The sequence below is a fragment of the Bosea sp. OAE506 genome, assembly GCF_040546595.1.
Taxonomy (GTDB): domain Bacteria; phylum Pseudomonadota; class Alphaproteobacteria; order Rhizobiales; family Beijerinckiaceae; genus Allobosea.
Map to the genome: position 1 here is coordinate 552,180 of NZ_JBEPOB010000001.1, position 19,779 is coordinate 571,958.

Consider the following 19,779-nt stretch of genomic DNA (forward strand, 5'->3'; position numbering starts at 1 on the left):
GGCCCATTCCCACCCGATCCGCCGCGCCATGGTGCTGGCGGCGGGGCTCGGCAAGCGGATGCGGCCGATCACCGACACGCTGCCCAAGCCGCTCGTCAGCATCGGCGGCAAGCCGATGCTGGACCATGCGCTCGACCGGCTGGCGCAGGCCGGCGTCGAGGACGCGGTCGTCAATGTCCACCATCTCGCCGAGCGCATCGAGGCGCATCTGGCCGGCCGAACTAACCCTCGGGTGACGATCTCGGACGAGCGGGCGGTGCTGCTGGAGACCGGCGGCGGGGTGAAGAAGGCGCTGCCGCTCCTGGGGGACGAGCCCTTCTTCCATGTGAATTCGGATTCGCTCTGGAGCGAGGCGGGCGGCTCGGCCATGCAGGCCATGGCGCGGGCCTGGGACGCCGGGCGGATGGACATGCTGCTGCTGCTGGCGCAGCGCGAGGGCAGCGTCGGCTTCGACGGGCGCGGCGATTTCTTCAAGGCTGAGGACGGGCTGCTGACACGGCGCGGCAGCGCCGACAGCGCACCCTTCGTCTATGCCGGTGTCGCCATCATGAAGCCTGACCTGTTCGCGGATACGCCAGAAGGGCCGTTCTCGCTGAATCTGCTGTTCGACCGCGCCATTGCGGCCGGCCGGCTGCACGGGCTCGTGCTCGACGGGCAATGGCTGCATGTCGGTACGCCCGAGGCGATCGCGCCGGCCGAGGCCGCCTTCGCGGCGGCGCAGGCCACGCCCGCGCGAGCCGATGGCTGAACTCAACCTCTTCACGATCCCCGCCGGCGCGCCCTTTCTCGACGTGCTGGCGCAGGCGATGCTGGAGGGGCGCTTCGGGCGCGTCCATGATCCCAAGGACCCCGCCGCGCTGGCGCGCGTGACGCTCTATCTGCCGACGCGGCGCGCGGCACGCGCCTTCGCCGCCTGCCTCTCCGACAAGCTCGGCGGCGCGCCGCTGCTGCTGCCGCGAATCCTGCCGCTGGGCGATGTCGACGAGGCCGAGACGGCGCTGATCGGCGCCGGAGCGCTGGCCGAAGACCGCATCGCGCCGATCGACCCGCTGGCGCGGCGCATGATCCTGACGCGACTCGTCGATGCCTGGGGGCGCAGCGCCAATCGCAGCCATCTGCGGCTCGACCCGTCTGAGCCCTCGCTGGTGCCGGCGACTCTCGCCGAGGCCTATGGGCTCGCGGGCGACCTCGCCGCGCTGCTCGACCAGATGCAGACGGAGGACGTCGCGGTCGAGCGGCTCGGACGGCTCGACGCGGCCCGCTTCGACAGGATCTGGCAGCTCAATGCCGAGTTCCTGTCGATCCTCGGCGGCGCCTGGCCCACCATCCTGAGCGAGCGCGGCGCCTGCGACCCCGCCACCTTCCGCAACCGGATGCTCGCCGCCGAGCGCGAGCGCCTGCTCTCGGGCGCCGTCACGGGGCCGATCATTGCGGCCGGCTCGACCGGCACGGTCCCGGCCACGGCGCGGCTGCTCGCGGCGATCGCGCGGCTGCCCAATGGCGCGGTGGTACTGCCCGGGCTCGACCTCGAGCTGCCCGAAGAGGCCTGGCTGGCGATCGCCGAGGAGCCCGCCCCCTCGCATCCGCAGGCGGCGCTGCACCATTTGCTCGACACCCTGCAGGCGGTGCGGGCCGATGTGCGCGCACTCGCCGAACACGATGCCGCGCATGGCGCCCGCTCGCGGCTTCTGCGCGAGGCGATGCTGCCGGCCTCGGTGACGCAGAGCTGGGCGGATCTGCGCGAGCGCCTTCCCGCCGAGGAGGCGGAGCTGGCTTTCCGCGACCTGCGCCTCGTCGAGGCGGCCGACGAGCGCGAGGAGGCGCTGGCGGTTGCGGTCGCGCTGCGTGAGACGCTGGAGACGCCGGGCCGGCAGGCGGCGCTGATCACGCCCGATCGCGGCCTCGCCGAGCGAGTGACAGTCGAGCTCCGGCGCTGGGACATCGCGGTCGATGATTCGGCCGGCTTGCCGCTGGCGCGCTGGCCAGCCGGCTCGCTGCTGCGGCTCGTGCTGGAGGCGGCTCTGGCGCAGATGACGCCGGGAAGCCTCGTGCCGCTGCTCGCCCACCCGCTCTGCCGGCTCGGGCTTTCGCGCGAGGAGACGGCGCGCGGCGCCTCGGCGCTGGAGATCGGGCTATGGCGCGGCGAGAGCGTCGGGCGGGGGCTCGCCGGGCTGTACGAACAGCTCGGACGCTGGAGCGAGCTTTGCACCGCGCGCCATGCGCCGGGTCCGCGCAAACGCCTGAGCGAAGACGATGCCGCGGCGGCGGCCACAGTGCTGGCGGCGCTCGGCACCGCCTTCTCGCCGCTGCTGGAGGCGCTGTTTCTGCAGGCGCCGTCGCTGGCGGTGATGACCGCCGCGGCCCGCGCCACGGTCGATGCCGTCAGCCTGAACGAGGACGGGCAGGCCTGCGCCTTCCGCGACGCCGATGGCGAGGCGCTGGCCGGACTCTTCGACGATCTCGCCGCCGCGCAGTCCGACATGCCCGAGGGTGGCCGGCCCGCCGATGTCGTTGCGATCCTGGACGGGTTGCTGGCCGAGCGCGTGGTCAAGCGCGGCGGCGGGGGCCATCCGCGCGTGCGGATCTGGGGCCTGCTCGAGGCGCGCCTGCTCGAGGCCGACCATGTCGTGCTCGGCGGGCTGAACGAGACCGTCTGGCCGCCGCAGACCACGACCGACGCCTTCATCAACCGGCCGATGCGCGCCGAACTCGGCCTGTCGCCGCCGGAGCGCCGCGTCGGCCAGACCGCGCATGACTTTTCGATGGCGCTGGCGGCGCCCTGCGTGACGCTGACGCGGGCGCGCAAGGCCGGCGAGTCCGAAACGATCGCCTCGCGCTTCTGGCAGCGGCTTCAGGCGGTGACGCCGGTGCCCGTCTGGGGCGAGGCTCTGGCACAAGGGAAACGGCTGACGGCGCTGGCCGGCCGGCTCTCGGCTCCGGCGCCGGTTCGCCCGGTCGGCCGGCCGGCGCCGAGGCCGCCGCGCGCGCTGCAGCCGCTCTCGCTCAGCGTCACCGATGTCGAGACGCTCTATCGCGACCCCTACCAGATCCATGCCCGCACGATCCTGAAGCTCGACGCGCTGGACGGGCTGGTGGAGGACCCGAGCGCGCAGGATCGCGGCAGCCTGCTGCACGAGATCGTCGAGACCTTCGCGGCGACCTATCCGGAGCAGTTGCCGGCCGACGCCCATGGCCGGCTGATCGCGATCGGCGAGCAGGCGTTCCGGCGTTTTGCGGATGCGCCGGAGGTGCGGGCCTTCTGGTGGCCGCGCTTCCTGCTGACGGCCGGCCATTTTATCGCCTGGGAGGAGCGGCGGCGCGGCTCTCTCGCCCGCATCGCGGTCGAGGTCTTCACCGGCCACCGCTTCCCGCTCTCCGACGGGCAGACGCTGCGGCTCAGCGGCAAGGCGGACCGGGTCGAGATCACGCGGGAACCGAAGCTTCGCATCATCGATTTCAAGACCGGCGCGCCGCCGAGCAAGGCGCAGGTCGAGAAGGGCTTCGCGCCGCAATTGACGCTGGAGGCGGAGCTGGCGGCACGCGCCGGCTTCGAGGGCGCGGTCGGCCCCACCCCGGTCGAGGCCGTGCTGTACATGAAGCTGCATCACGACCCGAAGGCCTGGGCCAAGGACAAGCCGCTGGAGTTCGACGGCGAGAGCCTGGCGGATGTGGCAAGCCGCCATCTCGAACGCTTGCTGGCGCATGTCGAGGCGCTGCGCAGCGGCCGCGAGGCCTTTGTCTCCCGCCGGGCACCCGACTACATCAAGTTCGCCTCGCCCTATGACCATCTCGCGCGGGTCAAGGAATGGGCCGCCGCCTCCGAGAGCGACGAGGGGGACGGGGCATGAAGCCCGGCTGGATCGTCCCGCCCCTCACTCAGCAGAACCAGGCGCTGGCGGCCGATCCGCGGCTCAGCGCCTGGGTCTCGGCCAATGCCGGCTCGGGCAAGACCTATGTGCTGGTCAACCGCGTGCTGCGGCTGCTGCTCGACGGCGTGGCGCCGGGCCGCCTGCTCTGCATCACCTATACCAAAGCCGCCGCCGCCAACATGGCCAACCGCGTCTTTGCGGCGCTGAGCGCCTGGGCGACGCTGCCGGAGGCGGAGCTCGACACGGTGCTGACCCGCCTGACCGGCAAGCCGCCCTCGCGCGAGAGCCTTGCGGCGGCGCGGCGCCTGTTCGCGCAGGCGCTGGAGACGCCGGGCGGGCTGAAGATCGAGACGATCCACGCCTTCTGCACGCGGGTGCTGCAATCGGCCCCCTTCGAGGCGAATGTCCCGCCGCGCTTCGAGGTCGCCGACGACCTCGCCCAGGCCGAGATGCTGCGCGAGGCCCGGCGCGAGCTGTTGCGGGCGGTCGCGGCTTCTCCTGAGGGCGAGGAAGCACAGGCGCTCGACATGCTCGCCCGCCAGGCGGCGCAGGACACCTTCGATGCGATGATGCAGGAGGCGCTACGCCAGCGAACCCTGTTCAACGACGCGGAAGGCCGCGCGCGCGATGCCGCCGAGATGCGCGAGGGCATCGCCGCCGTGCTCGGCATCGCGCCGGACCTGTCGGCGGAGACGGTGCGAAGCGGCTTCGAGGCGTGGCTGGCGCAGGCTGCGGGCATGGAGGGGCTGGTCGCGGCGCTGTCGGGCGGCTCCAGGACGCAGAAGGATGCAGCCGAGATTCTGCGCCGTGCCTTGCTGGGACAGGGGGACGACCCCGTCGAACTCTGCCGCTCGGGACTCTTGACCAAGGCGCAGGCGGTTCATGCCGATGTTCGCGGCCGCTCCGACAAGACGCGCCTGCAGCCGCCGGCAAGCGACGTGCTGGACGAGCTGGAAACCGAACTCTGCGGCGCCATCGACCGCCTCAACGCGATCGCGATCCGCGACCGCAGCCATGCGCTGGCGCTGCTGGTGACGCGGATGCTCGCCTCCTACCAGCGCCAGAAGAGCGAGCGCTCGCTGCTCGACTATGACGACCTGATCGCCAGGACGCGCTCGCTGCTGACGCGCGTCGAGGCCGCTTGGGTGCTCTACAAGCTCGACGCAGGCATCGACCACATCCTGCTCGACGAGGCGCAGGACACCAGCGACGCGCAATGGGCAATCCTGCGCCAGCTCGCCGACGAATTCAGCGCCGGGGGACGCGAGGCCGGCCCGCAGCCGCGCACCGTCTTCGTGGTGGGCGACGAGAAGCAGTCGATCTACGGCTTCCAGGGCGCCGCGCCCGCCGCGTTCAACACGCAGCGCCGGCAGCTCGGGCAACGCATCCGCGAGGCCGAGCAGCGCTTCGAGGCGATCAGCCTCAACACCTCCTTCCGCTCGGCGCCCGACATCATGCAGGCGGTGGATGCCGTCTTCGCCCTGCCGGACCATGCGCGCGGCCTCGTCTTCGACGGCTCGGAGCGGCCCGAAATCCATGACACCGTGCGTCGGAGCGACCCCGGCTGCGTCGATCTCTGGCCGCTCTGCGCCAACGATTCCGGCGAGCCGCCCGATGCCTGGACGACCCCAGTCGATGCGCCCGAGCGGCGCAGCGGCACGGCCAAGCTCGCCCAGCGCATCGCCGCGACGCTTGCCGGCTGGACGCGCCGCGGCGTGGACGATCTCGGCCAGCCCTTCTCGCCCGGCGACGTGATGATCCTGCTGCGGCAGCGCGGCGCGCTGTTCGAGACGATCGTCAAGGCGCTGAAGGATGCCGGCGTGCCCGTCACCGGCCGCGACCGGCTGACGCTCGCCACCCATCCGGCGGTTGAGGACCTCGTCGTGCTCGGGCGGACGCTGCTGCTGCTGGAAGACGACCTGACGCTCGCCACCGCGCTGAAGACGCCGCTGATCGGGCTCGACGACGACGACCTCATGCGCCTCGCGCCCGGCCGAAGCGGCTCGCTGCGGGCGGCGCTGCGCGAGGCGGCTGCGAGCGAGCCGCGCTACGCGGCCGTTGAGTCGCGGCTGGCGGAGCTCGCGGCCGAGGCGGGGCGCTGCGGGCCATTCCGCTTTTTCGCCGGGCTGCTCGGGCCGGGCGGCGGGCGCAATCTCGCGCTCGCGCGGCTGGGAGCGGAGGCCGGCGACGCGCTCGACGCCTTCCTGTCAGCGGCGCTCGACCATGAGCGGCGCTACGGCCCCTCGCTCGCCGGCTTCCTCGACCATGTCTGCGGCGCTGCCACCGATGTGAAGCGCGACCTCTCCTCCAGCCGCGGCGAGGTCCGCGTCATGACGGTGCATGGCGCCAAGGGGCTCGAGGCGGGAATCGTCATCCTCGCCGATCTCGCCCCGCCGCCCGGCGCCAAGCGGCTGCCGAAGATCCTGGCGGTCGAGCCGCCACGGCGGCAGGCCGTGCCGATCTGGCCGCCGGCCAGCGCCGAGGATGCGCAGGCGACGGCCCAGGCCAAGGCTCGCGTCGTCGAGCAGATGGTCGAGGAACACCACCGCCTGCTCTATGTCGCGATGACGCGCGCGGAGAACCGGTTGATCGTCTGCGGCGCGCAGGCCAAGGGCGAGGCCCCGGCCGGGAGCTGGTATGCCATGGTCGAGGCCGGGCTGGCCGTCTCCGATCCGGGGCTCATCGAGATCGGCGAGGGCGAGGCTGCGCTGCGCCGCTTCATGACCTCGCGACCGCAGCCTCTGGCCTTGGAGGCCTCGGCGAGCCCTGCGACGCCCGAGCCTGCACCCGACTGGCTGTCGCGCCCGCCGCCGCGGGAGGCCGAGCCGGCGCCCCCGCTGAAGCCCTCCAGCGCGCTCACCGCCGCCGATGCCCCCGACCGGCCGGTCGATGGGCCCTTCCTGGCGGAGGCCGCCGCGGCCGGGCGCTTCGCTCATCTCCTGCTGCAGATGCTGCCGGAGATTGCGCCCGAGCGGCGCGAGGCGGTGGCGTCTGCGCTCGCCGCCTCGCGCGGCGCCGCACTGCCGGAAGCGCGGCGCGAGGCGATCGTCACGGAGGCGCTGACGCTGCTGGCCGATCCGGCGCTTGCCGCGCTGTTTGGGCCGGGCTCGCTCGCCGAGGTGCCGATCACGGGCCTGCTCGCCTGGGGCGCCGGCGAGAGGCGGCCGGTCTCAGGACAGATCGACCGCCTCGCCATCCTGCCCGAGGAGGTGATCATCGCCGATTTCAAGACGACCGCCCGGCCGCCACGCGACCTTAAAGCCATCGCGCCGACCACGCTGGCGCAGCTTGCCGTCTACCGGGCCCTGGTCGGGCAGATCTATCCTGGCCGGCGCGTGCGGGCGCTGCTGGTCTACACGGCGACGCTGACGCGGCTAGAGCCGGAGGCCGCCGTGCTCGACGCGCTGCTTGCGCAGCTTGGCGCGAGGGGAATGGCAGCGCAATGAGACTGGTCCCGCGCCCCCTTCGCGTGCGCCCGCGCCTGTTTCTGGCGCTCGCGGCGATGGCCGGCCTCGCGCTGGCGCTGCCGTCGGGCTGGAGCTGGACGACGCGGCTGCTGATCGCCTGGGATGCCGGGGCGGTGCTCTATCTCGCCATGCTCGCGGCGACGATGCTGAACGAGAGCGTGCCCCAGATCCGCGCCCGCGCCGCGCGGCAGGACGAGGGTGGTGGCGCCATCCTGGTCATCGCCTGCCTCGCCGCGACCGCCAGCATCGCGGCGATCGGCCTGCAGCTCTCGGGCCTCGGCGGCCTGCCGCCCGGCGAGCGCGGGCTGCATCTGGCGCTCGGCGGCATCACGATCCTGTGCTCCTGGACCCTGCTGCACGCCTTCTTCACCCTGCACTATGCCGGCGCCTACTATGCCGGCGAGGACGGACCCTGCCTCGACTTCCCCGGCGAGCGCGACCCCGACTATGTCGATTTCCTGTATTTCGCCTACACGATCGGCTGCACTTCGCAGACCTCGGACGTAGGCGTGACGACGCGCAGTGCCCGGGGTCTCGTTCTGGTCCATTCGATCCTGGCCTTCGTCTTCAACACCAGCATCCTGGCGCTTGCCATCAATGTCGGGGCAAGCCTGGTTTCCGCCGGCTCCTGAAGGCGGCGGCATGATCCGTGGACAGGGCCGTCCCCGCGGCGGCGGCGCCTTGACCCCGCGGGGGCGCGTTCATAGCTTGCCCAACGAAGGCGGCGCTCCCGCCACCCAACTTTGAAAGGCGAAACGCCCATGGCTACGAGCAAAGTCACCGATGCGAGCTTCGAGGCGGACGTCCTCAACTCGACCGAGCCGGTCGTCGTGGATTTCTGGGCCGAGTGGTGCGGACCCTGCCGCATGATCGGCCCGGCGCTCGAGGAGATCGCCGGCGAAATGGACGGCAAGGTCAAGATCGTGAAGATGAATGTCGACGAGAACCAGGCGATCCCCGCCCAGTTCGGCATCCGCTCGATCCCGACCCTGATGCTGTTCAAGGACGGCAAGCTGGCCTCCCAGAAGGTCGGCGCCGCCCCCAAGAGCGACCTCTCGCGCTGGATCGCCGGCGCCGTCTGAGCCGCGCTCCGTCCCAAACGAAAAAGGCCCGCCATCCTTCCGGATGGCGGGCCTTTTTTTGTTCCGGAGCGCCTATCAGCCGCGGCGACGCAGGCCGTCAACGCTGAGGGCGCCCGGGCCGGCGGCGAAGATGTAGAGGAAGATGAAGCAGAACAGCATGGCAGCCTCGCCGCCGTTCAGGATCGGATAGAAGCCCTTCGAGCCATGGGCCATCCAGTAGGCGACGGCCATCAGGCCCGACAGCAGGAAGGCGGTCGGGCGGGTCAGGAAGCCGACCAGCACGAGCGCGCCGCCGACGATCTCCAACACGCCTGCGATCCAGGGCAGCGAGAAGGCGCCGGGCATGCCCCAGGAAGGCGCAGCCGGGAAGGCGAGGAGCTTCTGGGTGCCGTGGGAGATGAAGCTGAGCGCGGTGAAGATCCGCAGAAGTGCAAGGGCGTAGGGCTGGAAGCGCTGGGCTGATGCGAGCATGGGGGTCTCTCTTTTTGACGCAATGGGCCGGAAGGACTTGGTGTCCGCGGCCCGGATCGGGTTGTCCCGGCGTTTCCCTCGCTATTTTTGCCGTGATGGCGGATTGTCGCAGGGTCCGCAAGGCCGGGCGGTCGCCAGCCTGGTCTTGCATCCACGCAATATCTTCACGTTCCCGCGACATCAGCGGGCGGCGGAGGGCCCCGCAGGCTTAACCACCCCTTAAAAGCGCCATGTTTAACTCCTGTGTGGGCGTCCGGCCGGCTGTGACCTCCGGCGGCCTTCGCATGACGGGGCAGGATGAACGACCGGACGAAACGGGCCGAGCGGCGCGAGCCCTCCTTCGGACCAGGGCGGGGCGAAAGCCGCGACGATTTCGACATGCGCCTTTCCGACGACGACCGCCCCTCGCGCGGCCACCGGGCCCCTTCCCGCAACGAGACACGCCAGCCGCCGCGACGCGACAAGCGCAGCGGCGGGGGCGGCGGCCGGCGGCGCGGACGGCGCGGCCGCTCCTTTCTCGGCGGGCTGTTCTACTGGACGCTGGTGCTCGGGCTGTGGTGCGCGATCGGGCTCGGCGGGCTCGTCGCCTATCACGCCGCGCAGCTGCCGCCGATCAATCAGCTCACCGTGCCGAAGCGGCCGCCCAACATCGCGATCCTGGCCGCGGACGGCTCGCTGCTCGCCAATCGCGGCGAGACCGGCGGGCGCACCATCACGATCGGCGAGGTGCCGCCCTATCTGCCCAAGGCCTTCGTGGCGATCGAGGACCGGCGCTTCTACGAGCATTTCGGCATCGACCCGATCGGCCTCGGCCGCGCCGTGGTCAACAATCTGCGCCGCGCCGGGGGCGTGCAGGGCGGCTCGACCCTGACCCAGCAGCTCGCCAAGAACCTGTTCCTGACGCAGGAGCGCACGGCTGCGCGCAAGATCCAGGAGGCGATCCTGGCGCTCTGGCTGGAGCGAACCTACAGCAAGGATCAGATCCTCGAGCTCTATCTCAACCGCGTCTATTTCGGCTCCGGCGCCTATGGCGTCGAGGCCGCGGCGCAGCGCTATTTCAACAAATCGGCGCGTTCGGTGACGATCGCGGAAGCTGCGATGCTGGCGGGCCTCGTACAGGCGCCCTCCCGCCTGGCGCCCAATCGCAACCCGGAAGCGGCCGAAAAACGCGCGCAGCTCGTCATCGCCGCGATGGCCGACCAGGGGCTGATCTCGCAGAACGCCGCCAAGACGGCCCTCGTAGCCCCCGCGGAAGCGGCCGAGCGCATCGGTGCGGGCTCGGTGAACTACGCCGCCGACTATGTGATGGACGTGCTCGACGACTTCATCGGCGCGGTCGAGGGCGACGTCACCGTGCTGACCACGATCGACACCAAGCTCCAGTCCTCCGCCGAGAATATCCTCGTCGAGGCACTGGCGGCACAGGGCGCCAAGCAGGGCGTGAGCCAGGGCGCGGTCGTCTCGATGGCGAGCGATGGCGGCATCCGCGCCCTGATCGGCGGGCGCGACTACACCAAGAGCCAGTTCAACCGCGCCACCGCGGCCAAGCGCCAGCCGGGCTCGGCCTTCAAGCCCTTCGTCTATCTCGCGGCGCTGGAAAAGGGCCTGACACCCGACACGATCCGCGACGACAGCCCGGTCTCCTTCAAGGGCTGGGAGCCGGAGAACTATTCGCGCAACTATCGCGGCCCCGTCACGCTCCAGACCGCGCTGGCGCATTCGCTCAACACGATCGCCGCGCGGCTGATCAACGAGGTGACGCCGCGCGAGGTAATCCGGACCGCCCAGCGGCTCGGCGTCAACTCGGCCCTCCAGCCCAACCTCTCGCTGGCACTCGGCACCTCGGAGGTCACGCCGGTCGAGCTGACGGCGGCCTATGCGACCTTCGCCAATGGCGGCCAGAGCGTGCTGCCCTATGTCATCCGGGAGGTGAAATCCTCCGCCGGCAAGGTGATCTATGCGCGCAAGGCGGCGAGCTTCGGCCCGGTGATCCAGCCGCAGACCCTGTCGATGATGAACGCCATGCTGCATGAGGTGATGGTCAGCGGCACCGGCGCCAAGGCCAACATCCCCGGCTGGGAGGTGGGCGGCAAGTCCGGCACGACGCAGGATTTCCGCGACGCCTGGTTCGTCGGCTACACGGCACGGCTGGTGACCTCGGTCTGGCTCGGCAATGACGACAACAGTGCGATGAAGCGCGTCGCCGGCAGCGGGCTCCCGGCCGAGATCTGGGGCAAGTACATGAAGGCGGCCCATGTCGGGCTGCAGCCCGCGCCGCTGCCCGGCGGCCTCTGGCAGGGCACGCCGCGCTCGATCTTCGACGGCGGCGCGCCGGTCGCCAGCACGCGCCCGCCCGCCAACACCCAGACCGCCGACAGCGACCGCGCCTGGGTGCCGCCGGCGCCGCAGGAGAAGAACTTCCTGGAGCGGCTCTTCGGCGGCTGAGGCCTTCAGCCCTTGACGGCGCGGATTGCGGCGCTCGCCCTGAACAGCACCAGCGCGGCGACGCCGATCGCCGACATGACCAGCGGCAGCGGCAGCGCGCCGCTCTTCAGCGCATGGCCGACGAGCAGCCCGACGCAGGCCGAAAACAGCATCTGGCAGAGGCCGGTGAAGGAGGAAGCGGCGCCGGCCCGGTCGGGAAAGGGCATCATCGCCGAGGCCTGGGCCTGCGGCATGGTCAGTCCGACGCCGCAGGCATAGAGCGCCATCGGCACGATGACGCCGAAGGGGCCGGCGAAGCCGGTGAGCACGCAGAGCAGCATGGCGAGCCCGCCGCCGGCCAGGCAGACGACGCCGAGCCCGATGACCCCGTCCATGCCGCGGCGGCCGACGAGACGCTGGGCGAGGATGGTGCCGAGGATGAAGCCGAGCACGCCGAAGCCGAAGGACAGACCGTACTGCGCCGGCGTCAGGCCATGGATGCCGATCAGCACGAAGGAAGAGCCCGAGATGAAGGCGAAGAGCCCGCCATAGGCCAGCGCCGTCAACCCGACATAGACGCGATAGGCGCGGTTCTGCAGCAACGTCCCGAAGCCGCGGATGATGGCGAGCAGGGACAGGGGCGCGCGCGAGCGGGTCCGCAGGGTCTCGGGCAGGAGGACGCCCACCACCGCTGCGAGAACCGCGGCAAAGACGAGCGAGGCCACGAAGGTCGAGCGCCAGCCGAAGGCCTGCTGGAGCACGCCGCCCAGCACCGGCGCGACGGCCGGCACCAGCCCCATGATCATGCCCATCCGGGCGAGCTCGCGGCCGGCGCGCGGCCCCTCATAGAGATCGCGCACCATGGCGCGGCCGAGCACGATCGGCCCCGACGCGCCGAGCGCCTGGACGGCGCGGGCCGCGGTCAGCGCCTCGATCGAGGGCGCCAGCGCGCAGGCCAGAGTCGCCAGGGTGAAGAGGGCGAGCCCCGTCAGCAGGACCGGGCGCCGGCCGAGCCGGTCGGAGAGCGGCCCCCAGAGGATCTGTCCGCCCGCAAAACCGAACAGGAAGGCCGAGAGCGTCGCCTGAGCGCCCGCGACGTCGGTCGCCATGACGCGGACGATGTCGGGCAGCGAGGGCAGATAGAAATCGGTCGAGAGCGGGCCCAGCGCCGTCAGCATGGCGAGAACGGCGGTCATCGCCAGCGTATCGGGGCGGAGTTTCATGGCAGCCGGCGCAACGGGACGGGCGATCCTTGTGGAGCGAGGCGCAGACAGGATCAAGCGCCGATCCCTCTGGAACTGTAGTGCAAAACGCGCTACCTTGCTGGCCGATAACAACGAGGATCGTCCGATGGCGCGCGTGGCGATACGCAAGGATCATCCCCTGTCGATGCGGCTTCCCGAAGCCGATATCGCCCTCATCGATAGGGCGGCGAAGCTGCGCGGCCATTCGCGGACGCAGTTCGTGCGCGACTCGGCGGTGCGCGCGGCCGAGGAGGCGGTGATGGACAGCCTGTCGATCCGCCTGAGCCCGGCCGATTTCGAGGCCTTCGTTGCCATGCTGGCCAAACCTGCCGAACGCGTGCCCGCCATGGCCGAGTTGCTGCGCAGGCCAGCTCCCTGGGAGACGACTGATACAGCCGACGGCGCCTAGCGTGACGATCTCGCCACCGGAGCCCTTGTCCGAGGCGCATGATCTCTCGGCTTTCGACTCGGGCCAGCCTGCACTCGACCTCTGGCTGAAGCACCGGGCGCTTTCGAACCATCGCAAGGGCTTCACCGCCGTCATGGTGGTCCAGGCGGACAACCGAGTCATCGCCTATTACGGGCTGGCGCCGACGGCGATCACGCCGAGCGCGCTGCCACGCTCGATCCGGACCGGCCAGCCGCCCGATCCCATTCCCTGCCTGTTGCTGGGCCAGCTCGCGACGGACCGTCACTGGGTCGGGCGCGGGGTCGGCACGGGGCTCGTCAGGCACGCGCTGGAACGCTGCGTCCATGTCTCCGGCCTGATCGGCGGCCGGGCGCTGCTGGTGCGAGCGATCGACGATCAGGCGCAGCGCTTCTGGCTCCGACGCGGGTTCATCGCCTCGCCCAGCGACCCGCTGATGCTGTTTCGATCCCTGCAGGACATCGCCCTGTCGCTGCGCGACGAGGGTCCTTAGCGCACGAGCCCGATCGGGGCAGGGTCGCCAAACACGCGGTGCTCACGCACCATAGGCGTGCAGCCCCGCGCCGTGGCGCTTGAGCCAGGCCTCCGCCTCCTCCGTGCGCGGGCAGAGCTTGTGGGTCAGCGCCCAGAAGCGGTGCGAGTGGTTCATCTCCTTGAGATGGGCGACCTCATGGGCGGCGAGGTAGTCCAGCACCAGTGGCGGGGCGAGGATCAGCCGCCAGGAGAAATTCAGGTGCCCCTGCGAGGAGCAGGAGCCCCAGCGGCTGGTGGTATCGCGGATGGTGATCCTGCGGGCGGGGATGCCGAGCGCGGCCGTATGCCGAGTGACCGCCGCCTCCAGATCGTCCAGAGCGGCCCGGCGCAGGAAATCCTTGATTCGCCGCGGCACATGGGCGCCCTCGCCGGCGACCGCGAGGATCGGCGCGCCGTCATGGTCCTGCGTGGCGCGGGTGAGCCCGCGAGCCTTGCTCCAGTGGACGATGCGGTGGGGCGTGCCGCGGAAGGGAATCGTCTGGCCGGGCTCGAAGGGAATGAGCTGGGGACGCTTGGCGAGGCGGGCCGCGATCCAGCCGCCGTGGTTCTCGGCGAAGAGCCGGCCTGCCGCGAAATCGGCCCGTTCCGGCAAGGTCAGCGTGATCTCGCCGCTGGCCTGCGAGACGCGCAGCGTCATCCGCCGCGCGCTCGCCCGCCGCTTGATCTGCACGGGGTAGAGTGCCCCAGCATGGGAGACCTCGATCCGCTCCGGATCGGGCTTGCGCTTGAACAGGGAGAGCCGCATCGCCCGCGATTGTGCGGGATTCGCAGCCGTTCCGGAAGGGGGCGGCGAGCGGCCCCCTTCCGTGCGGCGGGCCGGCTTCGGACCCGTGGATCCTACTCCGCCGGCAGATAGAGGCTGGCGCCGCGGTCGCGGAACTCCTGCGCCTTGCCGGCCATGCCCGCCGCCCGGTCGAGCGCTGCGCGCTGCGCGTCGTCCATCGCCAGCACCTCTGCCCTGAGATCCTGCGTGATCTTCATCGAGCAGAATTTCGGCCCGCACATCGAGCAGAAATGCGCGACCTTGTGGGCGTCTTTCGGCAGGGTCTCGTCGTGATAGGCGCGCGCCGTATCGGGATCGAGCCCCAGATTGAACTGGTCCTCCCAGCGGAAGTCGAAACGGGCGCGGGAGAGTGCATCGTCGCGGAGGCGCGCCGCCGGATGGCCCTTGGCGAGGTCGGCGGCGTGCGCGGCGATCTTGTAGGTGATGACGCCGGTCTTGACGTCATCTCGGTCGGGCAGGCCGAGATGCTCCTTGGGCGTGACGTAGCAGAGCATGGCGCAGCCATACCAGCCGATCATCGCCGCCCCGATGCCGGAGGTGATGTGGTCATAGCCCGGCGCAATGTCGGTCGTCAGCGGCCCCAGCGTGTAGAAGGGGGCCTCGCCGCATTCGCGCAGCTGTTTGTCCATATTCTCCCTGATCTTGTGCATCGGCACATGGCCGGGGCCCTCGATCATCACCTGGCAGCCTTTTTTCCACGCGATGGTGGTGAGCTCCCCCAAGGTCTCCAGCTCGGCGAACTGGGCGCGGTCATTGGCGTCGGCGATCGAGCCCGGCCGCAGCCCGTCGCCGAGCGAGAAGGAGACGTCATAGGCGCGCATGATCTCGCAGATCTCGTCGAAGCGCTCGTAGAGGAAGCTCTCCTTGTGATGCGCCAGGCACCAGCGCGCCATGATCGAGCCGCCGCGCGAGACGATGCCCGTGACGCGGTTGGCTGTCAGCGGCACGTAAGCCAGGCGCACGCCGGCATGGATGGTGAAGTAATCGACGCCCTGCTCGGCCTGCTCGATCAGCGTGTCCTTGAAGACCTCCCAGTCCAGCTTGACCGGGTCGCCGCCGACCTTCTCCAGCGCCTGGTAGATCGGCACCGTACCGATCGGGACCGGCGAGTTTCTAAGTATCCAGGAGCGGATGGCGTGGATGTTGCGGCCGGTGGAGAGGTCCATCACCGTGTCGGCGCCCCAGCGGATCGCCCAGACCAGCTTCTCGACTTCTTCGGCCGCGCCCGAGGTCACCGCCGAATTGCCGATATTGGCGTTGATCTTGACCAGGAAGTTGCGGCCGATCGCCATCGGCTCCAACTCGGGGTGGTTGATGTTGGCGGGGATGATGGCGCGGCCGCGCGCGATCTCGCTGCGGACGAACTCGGGTGTGACGAACTCCGGCACACTCGCGCCAAAACTCTCGCCATCGGCGTGGCGCTCGCGGGCGCCCTCCAGCATCGCGGCGCGGCCGAGATTCTCGCGATGCGCGACATAGATCATCTCGGGGGTGACGATGCCCGCCTTCGCGAACTCGTATTGCGTCGCCATCCGGCCGGGCTGCGCCCTCAGGACTGGGCGCTGCGCTGGGCAGGACGGCACGCTCTGCGAAGGCGCGGCATGGCCATTGTCGGCGGGTGTCCCGGCGCGCCCCGCAATCGTCTCGAAGCCGCGCCCGTCGAGCCAGGCGCGCCTCACCTGCGGCAGGCCGGCATTGAGGTCGATCGCCACATTGGTCTCGGTATAGGGGCCGGAGGGGTCATAGAGGCGCACCGGCGGTTCGGCATCGGTGCTCAGCGACACTTCGCGGAAGGGCACGCGGATCGCAGCATCCTGCGGGGCCGGCACATAGATCTTGCGCGAGCCCGTGATCGGCCCGGTGGTGACGCCGGTCGGCGCGCCGAAGGTTCTGGTCTGTTGGGAAGGCATTTTTGGATCTCCGCCTTTGAGGTCAGGAGATCCGGCGTCGAAAGCGGTTCAAGCGCTGTGATGCGGTCGCAATGCGGGCTTGCGCCGCGTTCCAGTCCCTCCGCCGGTATGACCCGGATCAGGTTCGATGGGTTCGGCTGGGAAAGCCGTCTCAGCCCTTGCGGGCACCCCTCGGAACGGGATCGAGGTTAGGCGGATGGGCGGTGATGCGCAACCGCCTCAGGCGGTGATGTCGACGGACTGGCCCTGTCCTGCGGGAAGAACAGCCTGCATCTGCTCGGCGCTCTGCTGGAGCAGGGCGACGACGCTCTGATCAGCCTGAGCCTGCTGGCTCAGCATGATGGTCTGAAGCGCCTGCTGCATCGCGGTCGCCTGCGTCGCGGCAAAGGTCGCCGCGATGGCCATGGAGTCGCTCATGGGGGGATCCTCCCTTGCTTCGGTGATAGGCGCGCGGAGTTGAGCCTTCGTGAACGCGACGGCGCGAATGCGCGGCTGTCCCAAAACAGGAAGGCCGCCTCTCGGCGGCCTTCCGTATCAAGCGTGGGGGCTCTGGGGCTCAGTTGCCCTGCCCCGCCAGCAGCGGCGTGATCCGCCGCAGCGTGACGCGACGGTTCTCGCGCGACGCATCCTGCGTGTTCACCTTGAGGTACTGCTCGCCATAGCCCTGCGTCGTCAGGTTCTCCGGTGGCACGCCGAAATCCTTGGTCAGGATCTCGGCGACCGACTGCGCCCGGCGATCCGACAACGAGAGATTGTCGATGTCCGCGCCGACGGCGTCAGTGTGCCCCTCGACGAGGAAGACCTCGTTGGGGGCGCGCTGCAGCGCGCGGCGGATCGAGTCGGCGATGACCGAGAGCCGCTGCGCCTGGCCCGCCGCCACATCCCAGGAGCCGGTCTCGAAGGTGATGCTGTCGATGTCGACGCTGCGCATCTGGGCCCGCAGATCCGGCGAGTAGCGGACCTCGTCGAGCGTGTAGCGACGCGGGATCGGCCCGAGCGGCGGCGCGACGATGGTCTCGTAGATCAGGTTCTCATCGGCCCGCTCGGCATCGACGATGTAACGCTCGCGCGGGATGCGCAGCGCCGGGCGTTCCAGGACCACGATCTCGTCCGAGAAGCGGTCGCGCGGACGGTCGCGGCGGGTGTTGTCGATGATGACGACCTCCCTGCCCTCGCGGTCGAGCCGCGTGCGCCGGATCAGGCGGCCCTCCTCGTCGGTGATGGTGACGATCCGCGTGCCGTCGGGCCGCTCGAAGATCGTGCGGTTCTCGTCGCCGCGCCGTTCGGTCCGGGTCTCCAGCCCGAGTTCGCGGAAGCGCTGCGTCTCGTCGCGGCGGATGATCGTGCGGTCGTCGTCGCGGATGATGGTCCGGCCGGGCTCGCGGATGATGGTGACGTCGCCTTCGCGACGCTCCTCGCGGCGACCGCGCACATCCTCCAGCCGGTCGGCGCCCTGCGTCGCCATGATGCCGCCGACGACGCCGGCGCCCAGCCCGATTGCGGCCGCGCCGCCGAGCCCGATGCCGCCGCGGCGACCCTGCCGCGGATCGGCCGGCTGCCCCGGCACGCCTGGCGTAGCCGGCGGGGTGGCCTGCGTCTGCCCGTCACGCAAAGGCGGCGTGGCCGGCGGCGGAGCGGTCGGGGCCGCCTGGGGAGCAGGAGCCGGTGCCGCTGCAGGCGGCGCAACCGCCGGCGGGGTGGCCTGGGGCGCGGCGGCCGGAGGCTGTCCCGGAGCGACCGGTGCCGTCCGGGTCTGCGGTGCGGCCGGCGGCGGAGCCGTGGGCGCGATGCCGGGCGCGGGCGCCGCCGGGGCGGGTGCGGTGCGGTTCTGGGGTGCGGGCTGTGACGCCGGCGGGGTGCCGGGCGTTGCAGCCGGGGCCCGGCGCTCGGCGGGAGCCGCAGCCGGCGGCGCGGGGCGCTCAGCCGGAGTCAGGCGCTCCGCGGGAGACGGGCGCTCGGGGGCAGCGGCGGGCGGACGCGGCGGCGTCGGCCGCACGGCCGGCTCGCCATCCACCGGCGGCACGGGAACCGGGCGGGCTGCGGGCTGGCCCGGCTGCGGCGCGGTGATCGAGGGAGCCGGGCGCGGCATCGGCGGGTCACGGCGCGGCTCGGGCGCGGCACGCGGCGGCGCGGCCTCTGCCGGAGCCGGGGCACGGGGCGCGGCCGGCGGGGCGGCGGTGGGGGCCTGCGGGGCGCTCGGCCGCTGGATGGCCGGGGGCGCGCCGGGCGCGCGCGGCCCGGCAGGGCCTTCCGCCCCGGGAGCGGCGGGGCCGCCCGGCGCCCGCGGCACGCCCGGCGCACGCTCGCGGCGCGGCTGGGCCGGCTGGTCGTCGGCCAGCGGTGGCGCCTGGGCGAGTTCGGGGAAGCGGTCGGGAGCTGCGGCGGCGACCATTCCCCCCGCCTGCGACAGGGCGATGGCGGGGAGGATGGTGCCGACCAGAAGCCAGTTTTTGGTGCGCGTCATGAAATCCGTTTCCGTTTTCGTCTGCGAGCGAGAACGCGCCGGATGCGCTGAACCCGTCCTGAACCAAAAACGGCGGAAATCTGGCCCGGTTCCTTAGGAATCGGGGCGGCGCCTCCTCAGATGCCGGCCTGCTCCTTCACGAAAGCCGCGATCTCGGCATGGCTGGCGAACCAGACATCCGGCATCTCCTTGATGTGGGAGATCAGCTTCTCGAGGATCCAGATGCGCGAGCGATAGGTGATGACATGCGGGTGCATGGTCAGAAGGAAGAGCCCGCCCTCCTCATAGGCGCGATCGAATTCGCGGCGGAAGATGTCGAACACGGCCTCGGGCGCCGTATAGGGCCGCAGCGCCTGGAAGCGGTTCATGTTGAAATAGACCGCGTCGTCGCGGATCCACTCGACCGGCAGTTCGACCATGCCGGTCGGCTCGCCCTTCTCGACGATCTCGTAGGGGTCGTCATCGGCGAAGAGCGAGGAATCGTAGAGCAGGCCGAGCTCGCGCTCGATCGAGAGCGTCACCTCCGAGAAGTCCCAGGAGGGGGTGCGCATGCCGACCGGGCGGACGCCGGTGATCTTTTCCAGCGTGTCGGCGGAGCGCAGGTGCAGCTCGCGCTCGGCGTCCGGCGGCACGGCGGTGTTGACCTCGTGGATCCAGCCATGGAGGCCGATCTCGTGGCCCTCGGCGATGACCCGGCGCTGCTCGTCGGGATAGAGCAAGGCGGTCACGGCCGGGACGAAGAAGGTCGCCTGAATGTCCTCCTTCTTCATCAGATCGAGGATGCGGGGCATGCCGACGCGGTTGCCGTACTGGCCCCATGACAGCCGCCCGACCGACTTGCCGCCGTCGCGCAGTTCGTTGGTCTCATGGTCGACGTCGAAGGACAGCGCGACCGCGCAGCGTGCGCCGTTCTTCCAGGTTGCCGGCTTCAGGTTGCGCCCGGCGCGCACGCGATCGACCTTGGCGCGCCAGGTTTCTTCGGACCACTGCCAGGGGAGGAGTTCGGGTTCGGACATGGTGGTCTCCTTTGTCGAGGCACGTCATGCTCGGGCTCGACCCGAGCATCTCTGGCCGGAGATTCTCGGGTCTGCGCTTCGCTTCGC

15 protein-coding genes and 1 riboswitch are annotated in these 19,779 nt (G+C 70.8%); of the genes, 8 read left to right on the top strand and 7 right to left on the bottom strand.

Features of this window, described 5'->3' with window-relative positions:
* Window positions 1-28: 28 nt before the first annotated feature.
* The 5 genes from ABIE41_RS02715 (at window position 29) to trxA (ending at window position 8,418) form a co-directional block, all read left to right on the top strand.
* Window positions 29-748, top strand: coding sequence for a nucleotidyltransferase family protein (locus ABIE41_RS02715; RefSeq protein ID WP_192643736.1), 720 nt, complete (start codon window positions 29-31; stop codon window positions 746-748).
* A complete protein-coding gene (addB, locus tag ABIE41_RS02720; RefSeq protein WP_192643285.1) occupies window positions 741-3,848 on the top strand; it encodes a double-strand break repair protein AddB in 3,108 nt (1,035 codons plus the stop codon). Before ABIE41_RS02715 ends, addB begins: the two co-directional genes overlap by 8 nt.
* The gene (addA, locus tag ABIE41_RS02725; protein WP_192643286.1) at window positions 3,845-7,315 is read left to right on the top strand and encodes a double-strand break repair helicase AddA; all 3,471 of its coding nucleotides are present in this window, start codon (window positions 3,845-3,847) and stop codon (window positions 7,313-7,315) included. The genes addB and addA overlap by 4 nt, the downstream gene beginning before the upstream one ends.
* On the top strand, window positions 7,312-7,968 hold the full coding sequence (locus ABIE41_RS02730) for a DUF1345 domain-containing protein (RefSeq protein WP_192643287.1): 657 nt from the start codon (window positions 7,312-7,314) through the stop codon (window positions 7,966-7,968). The genes addA and ABIE41_RS02730 overlap by 4 nt, the downstream gene beginning before the upstream one ends.
* 129 nt (window positions 7,969-8,097) lie before the next feature.
* Window positions 8,098-8,418 carry a thioredoxin gene (gene trxA, locus ABIE41_RS02735; protein WP_192643288.1) on the top strand — a complete coding sequence of 107 codons (321 nt, stop codon included), beginning with the start codon at window positions 8,098-8,100 and terminating at the stop codon, window positions 8,416-8,418.
* A gap of 75 nt (window positions 8,419-8,493) precedes the next feature.
* Here trxA and ABIE41_RS02740 read toward each other — a convergent pair whose 3' ends face one another.
* Window positions 8,494-8,889, bottom strand: a complete 396-nt coding sequence (locus tag ABIE41_RS02740; RefSeq protein ID WP_192643289.1) for a DoxX family protein — start codon at window positions 8,887-8,889, stop codon at window positions 8,494-8,496.
* A 297-nt stretch (window positions 8,890-9,186) separates the two neighbouring features.
* Between ABIE41_RS02740 and ABIE41_RS02745 the strand changes: the two genes are divergently transcribed.
* Window positions 9,187-11,334 carry a transglycosylase domain-containing protein gene (locus ABIE41_RS02745; RefSeq protein ID WP_192643290.1) on the top strand — a complete coding sequence of 716 codons (2,148 nt, stop codon included), beginning with the start codon at window positions 9,187-9,189 and terminating at the stop codon, window positions 11,332-11,334.
* A 5-nt stretch (window positions 11,335-11,339) separates the two neighbouring features.
* Here the strand turns inward: ABIE41_RS02745 and ABIE41_RS02750 are convergent, their stop codons facing one another.
* A complete protein-coding gene (locus tag ABIE41_RS02750; protein ID WP_192643291.1) occupies window positions 11,340-12,536 on the bottom strand; it encodes a multidrug effflux MFS transporter in 1,197 nt (398 codons plus the stop codon).
* Here ABIE41_RS02750 and ABIE41_RS02755 point away from each other — a divergent pair.
* Window positions 12,535-12,966 carry a type II toxin-antitoxin system TacA family antitoxin gene (locus ABIE41_RS02755; RefSeq protein WP_465247077.1) on the top strand — a complete coding sequence of 144 codons (432 nt, stop codon included), beginning with the start codon at window positions 12,535-12,537 and terminating at the stop codon, window positions 12,964-12,966. The two genes, ABIE41_RS02750 and ABIE41_RS02755, sit on opposite strands and share 2 nt — an antisense overlap.
* Before the next feature lies 1 nt (window position 12,967).
* Window positions 12,968-13,477, top strand: coding sequence for a GNAT family N-acetyltransferase (locus tag ABIE41_RS02760; RefSeq protein WP_192643292.1), 510 nt, complete (start codon window positions 12,968-12,970; stop codon window positions 13,475-13,477).
* Between the two features lie 42 nt (window positions 13,478-13,519).
* Here the strand turns inward: ABIE41_RS02760 and ABIE41_RS02765 are convergent, their stop codons facing one another.
* The 5 genes from ABIE41_RS02765 to ABIE41_RS02785 form a co-directional block, all read right to left on the bottom strand.
* The gene (locus ABIE41_RS02765; protein WP_192643293.1) at window positions 13,520-14,263 is read right to left on the bottom strand and encodes a M48 family metallopeptidase; all 744 of its coding nucleotides are present in this window, start codon (window positions 14,261-14,263) and stop codon (window positions 13,520-13,522) included.
* A 92-nt stretch (window positions 14,264-14,355) separates the two neighbouring features.
* The gene (gene thiC, locus ABIE41_RS02770) at window positions 14,356-16,212 is read right to left on the bottom strand and encodes a phosphomethylpyrimidine synthase ThiC (RefSeq protein ID WP_192643294.1); all 1,857 of its coding nucleotides are present in this window, start codon (window positions 16,210-16,212) and stop codon (window positions 14,356-14,358) included.
* A 77-nt stretch (window positions 16,213-16,289) separates the two neighbouring features.
* A riboswitch (TPP riboswitch) is annotated at window positions 16,290-16,394 on the bottom strand.
* 37 nt (window positions 16,395-16,431) lie between these two features.
* Complete coding sequence (locus tag ABIE41_RS02775; protein ID WP_192643295.1) at window positions 16,432-16,629, bottom strand: hypothetical protein; 198 nt, start codon at window positions 16,627-16,629, stop codon at window positions 16,432-16,434.
* Window positions 16,630-16,768: 139 nt separating this feature from the next.
* Window positions 16,769-18,676, bottom strand: coding sequence for an OmpA family protein (locus ABIE41_RS02780; RefSeq protein ID WP_192643296.1), 1,908 nt, complete (start codon window positions 18,674-18,676; stop codon window positions 16,769-16,771).
* Between the two features lie 116 nt (window positions 18,677-18,792).
* Window positions 18,793-19,692, bottom strand: a complete 900-nt coding sequence (locus ABIE41_RS02785) for a polysaccharide deacetylase family protein (protein WP_192643297.1) — start codon at window positions 19,690-19,692, stop codon at window positions 18,793-18,795.
* Between the last annotated feature and the right edge of the window lie 87 nt (window positions 19,693-19,779).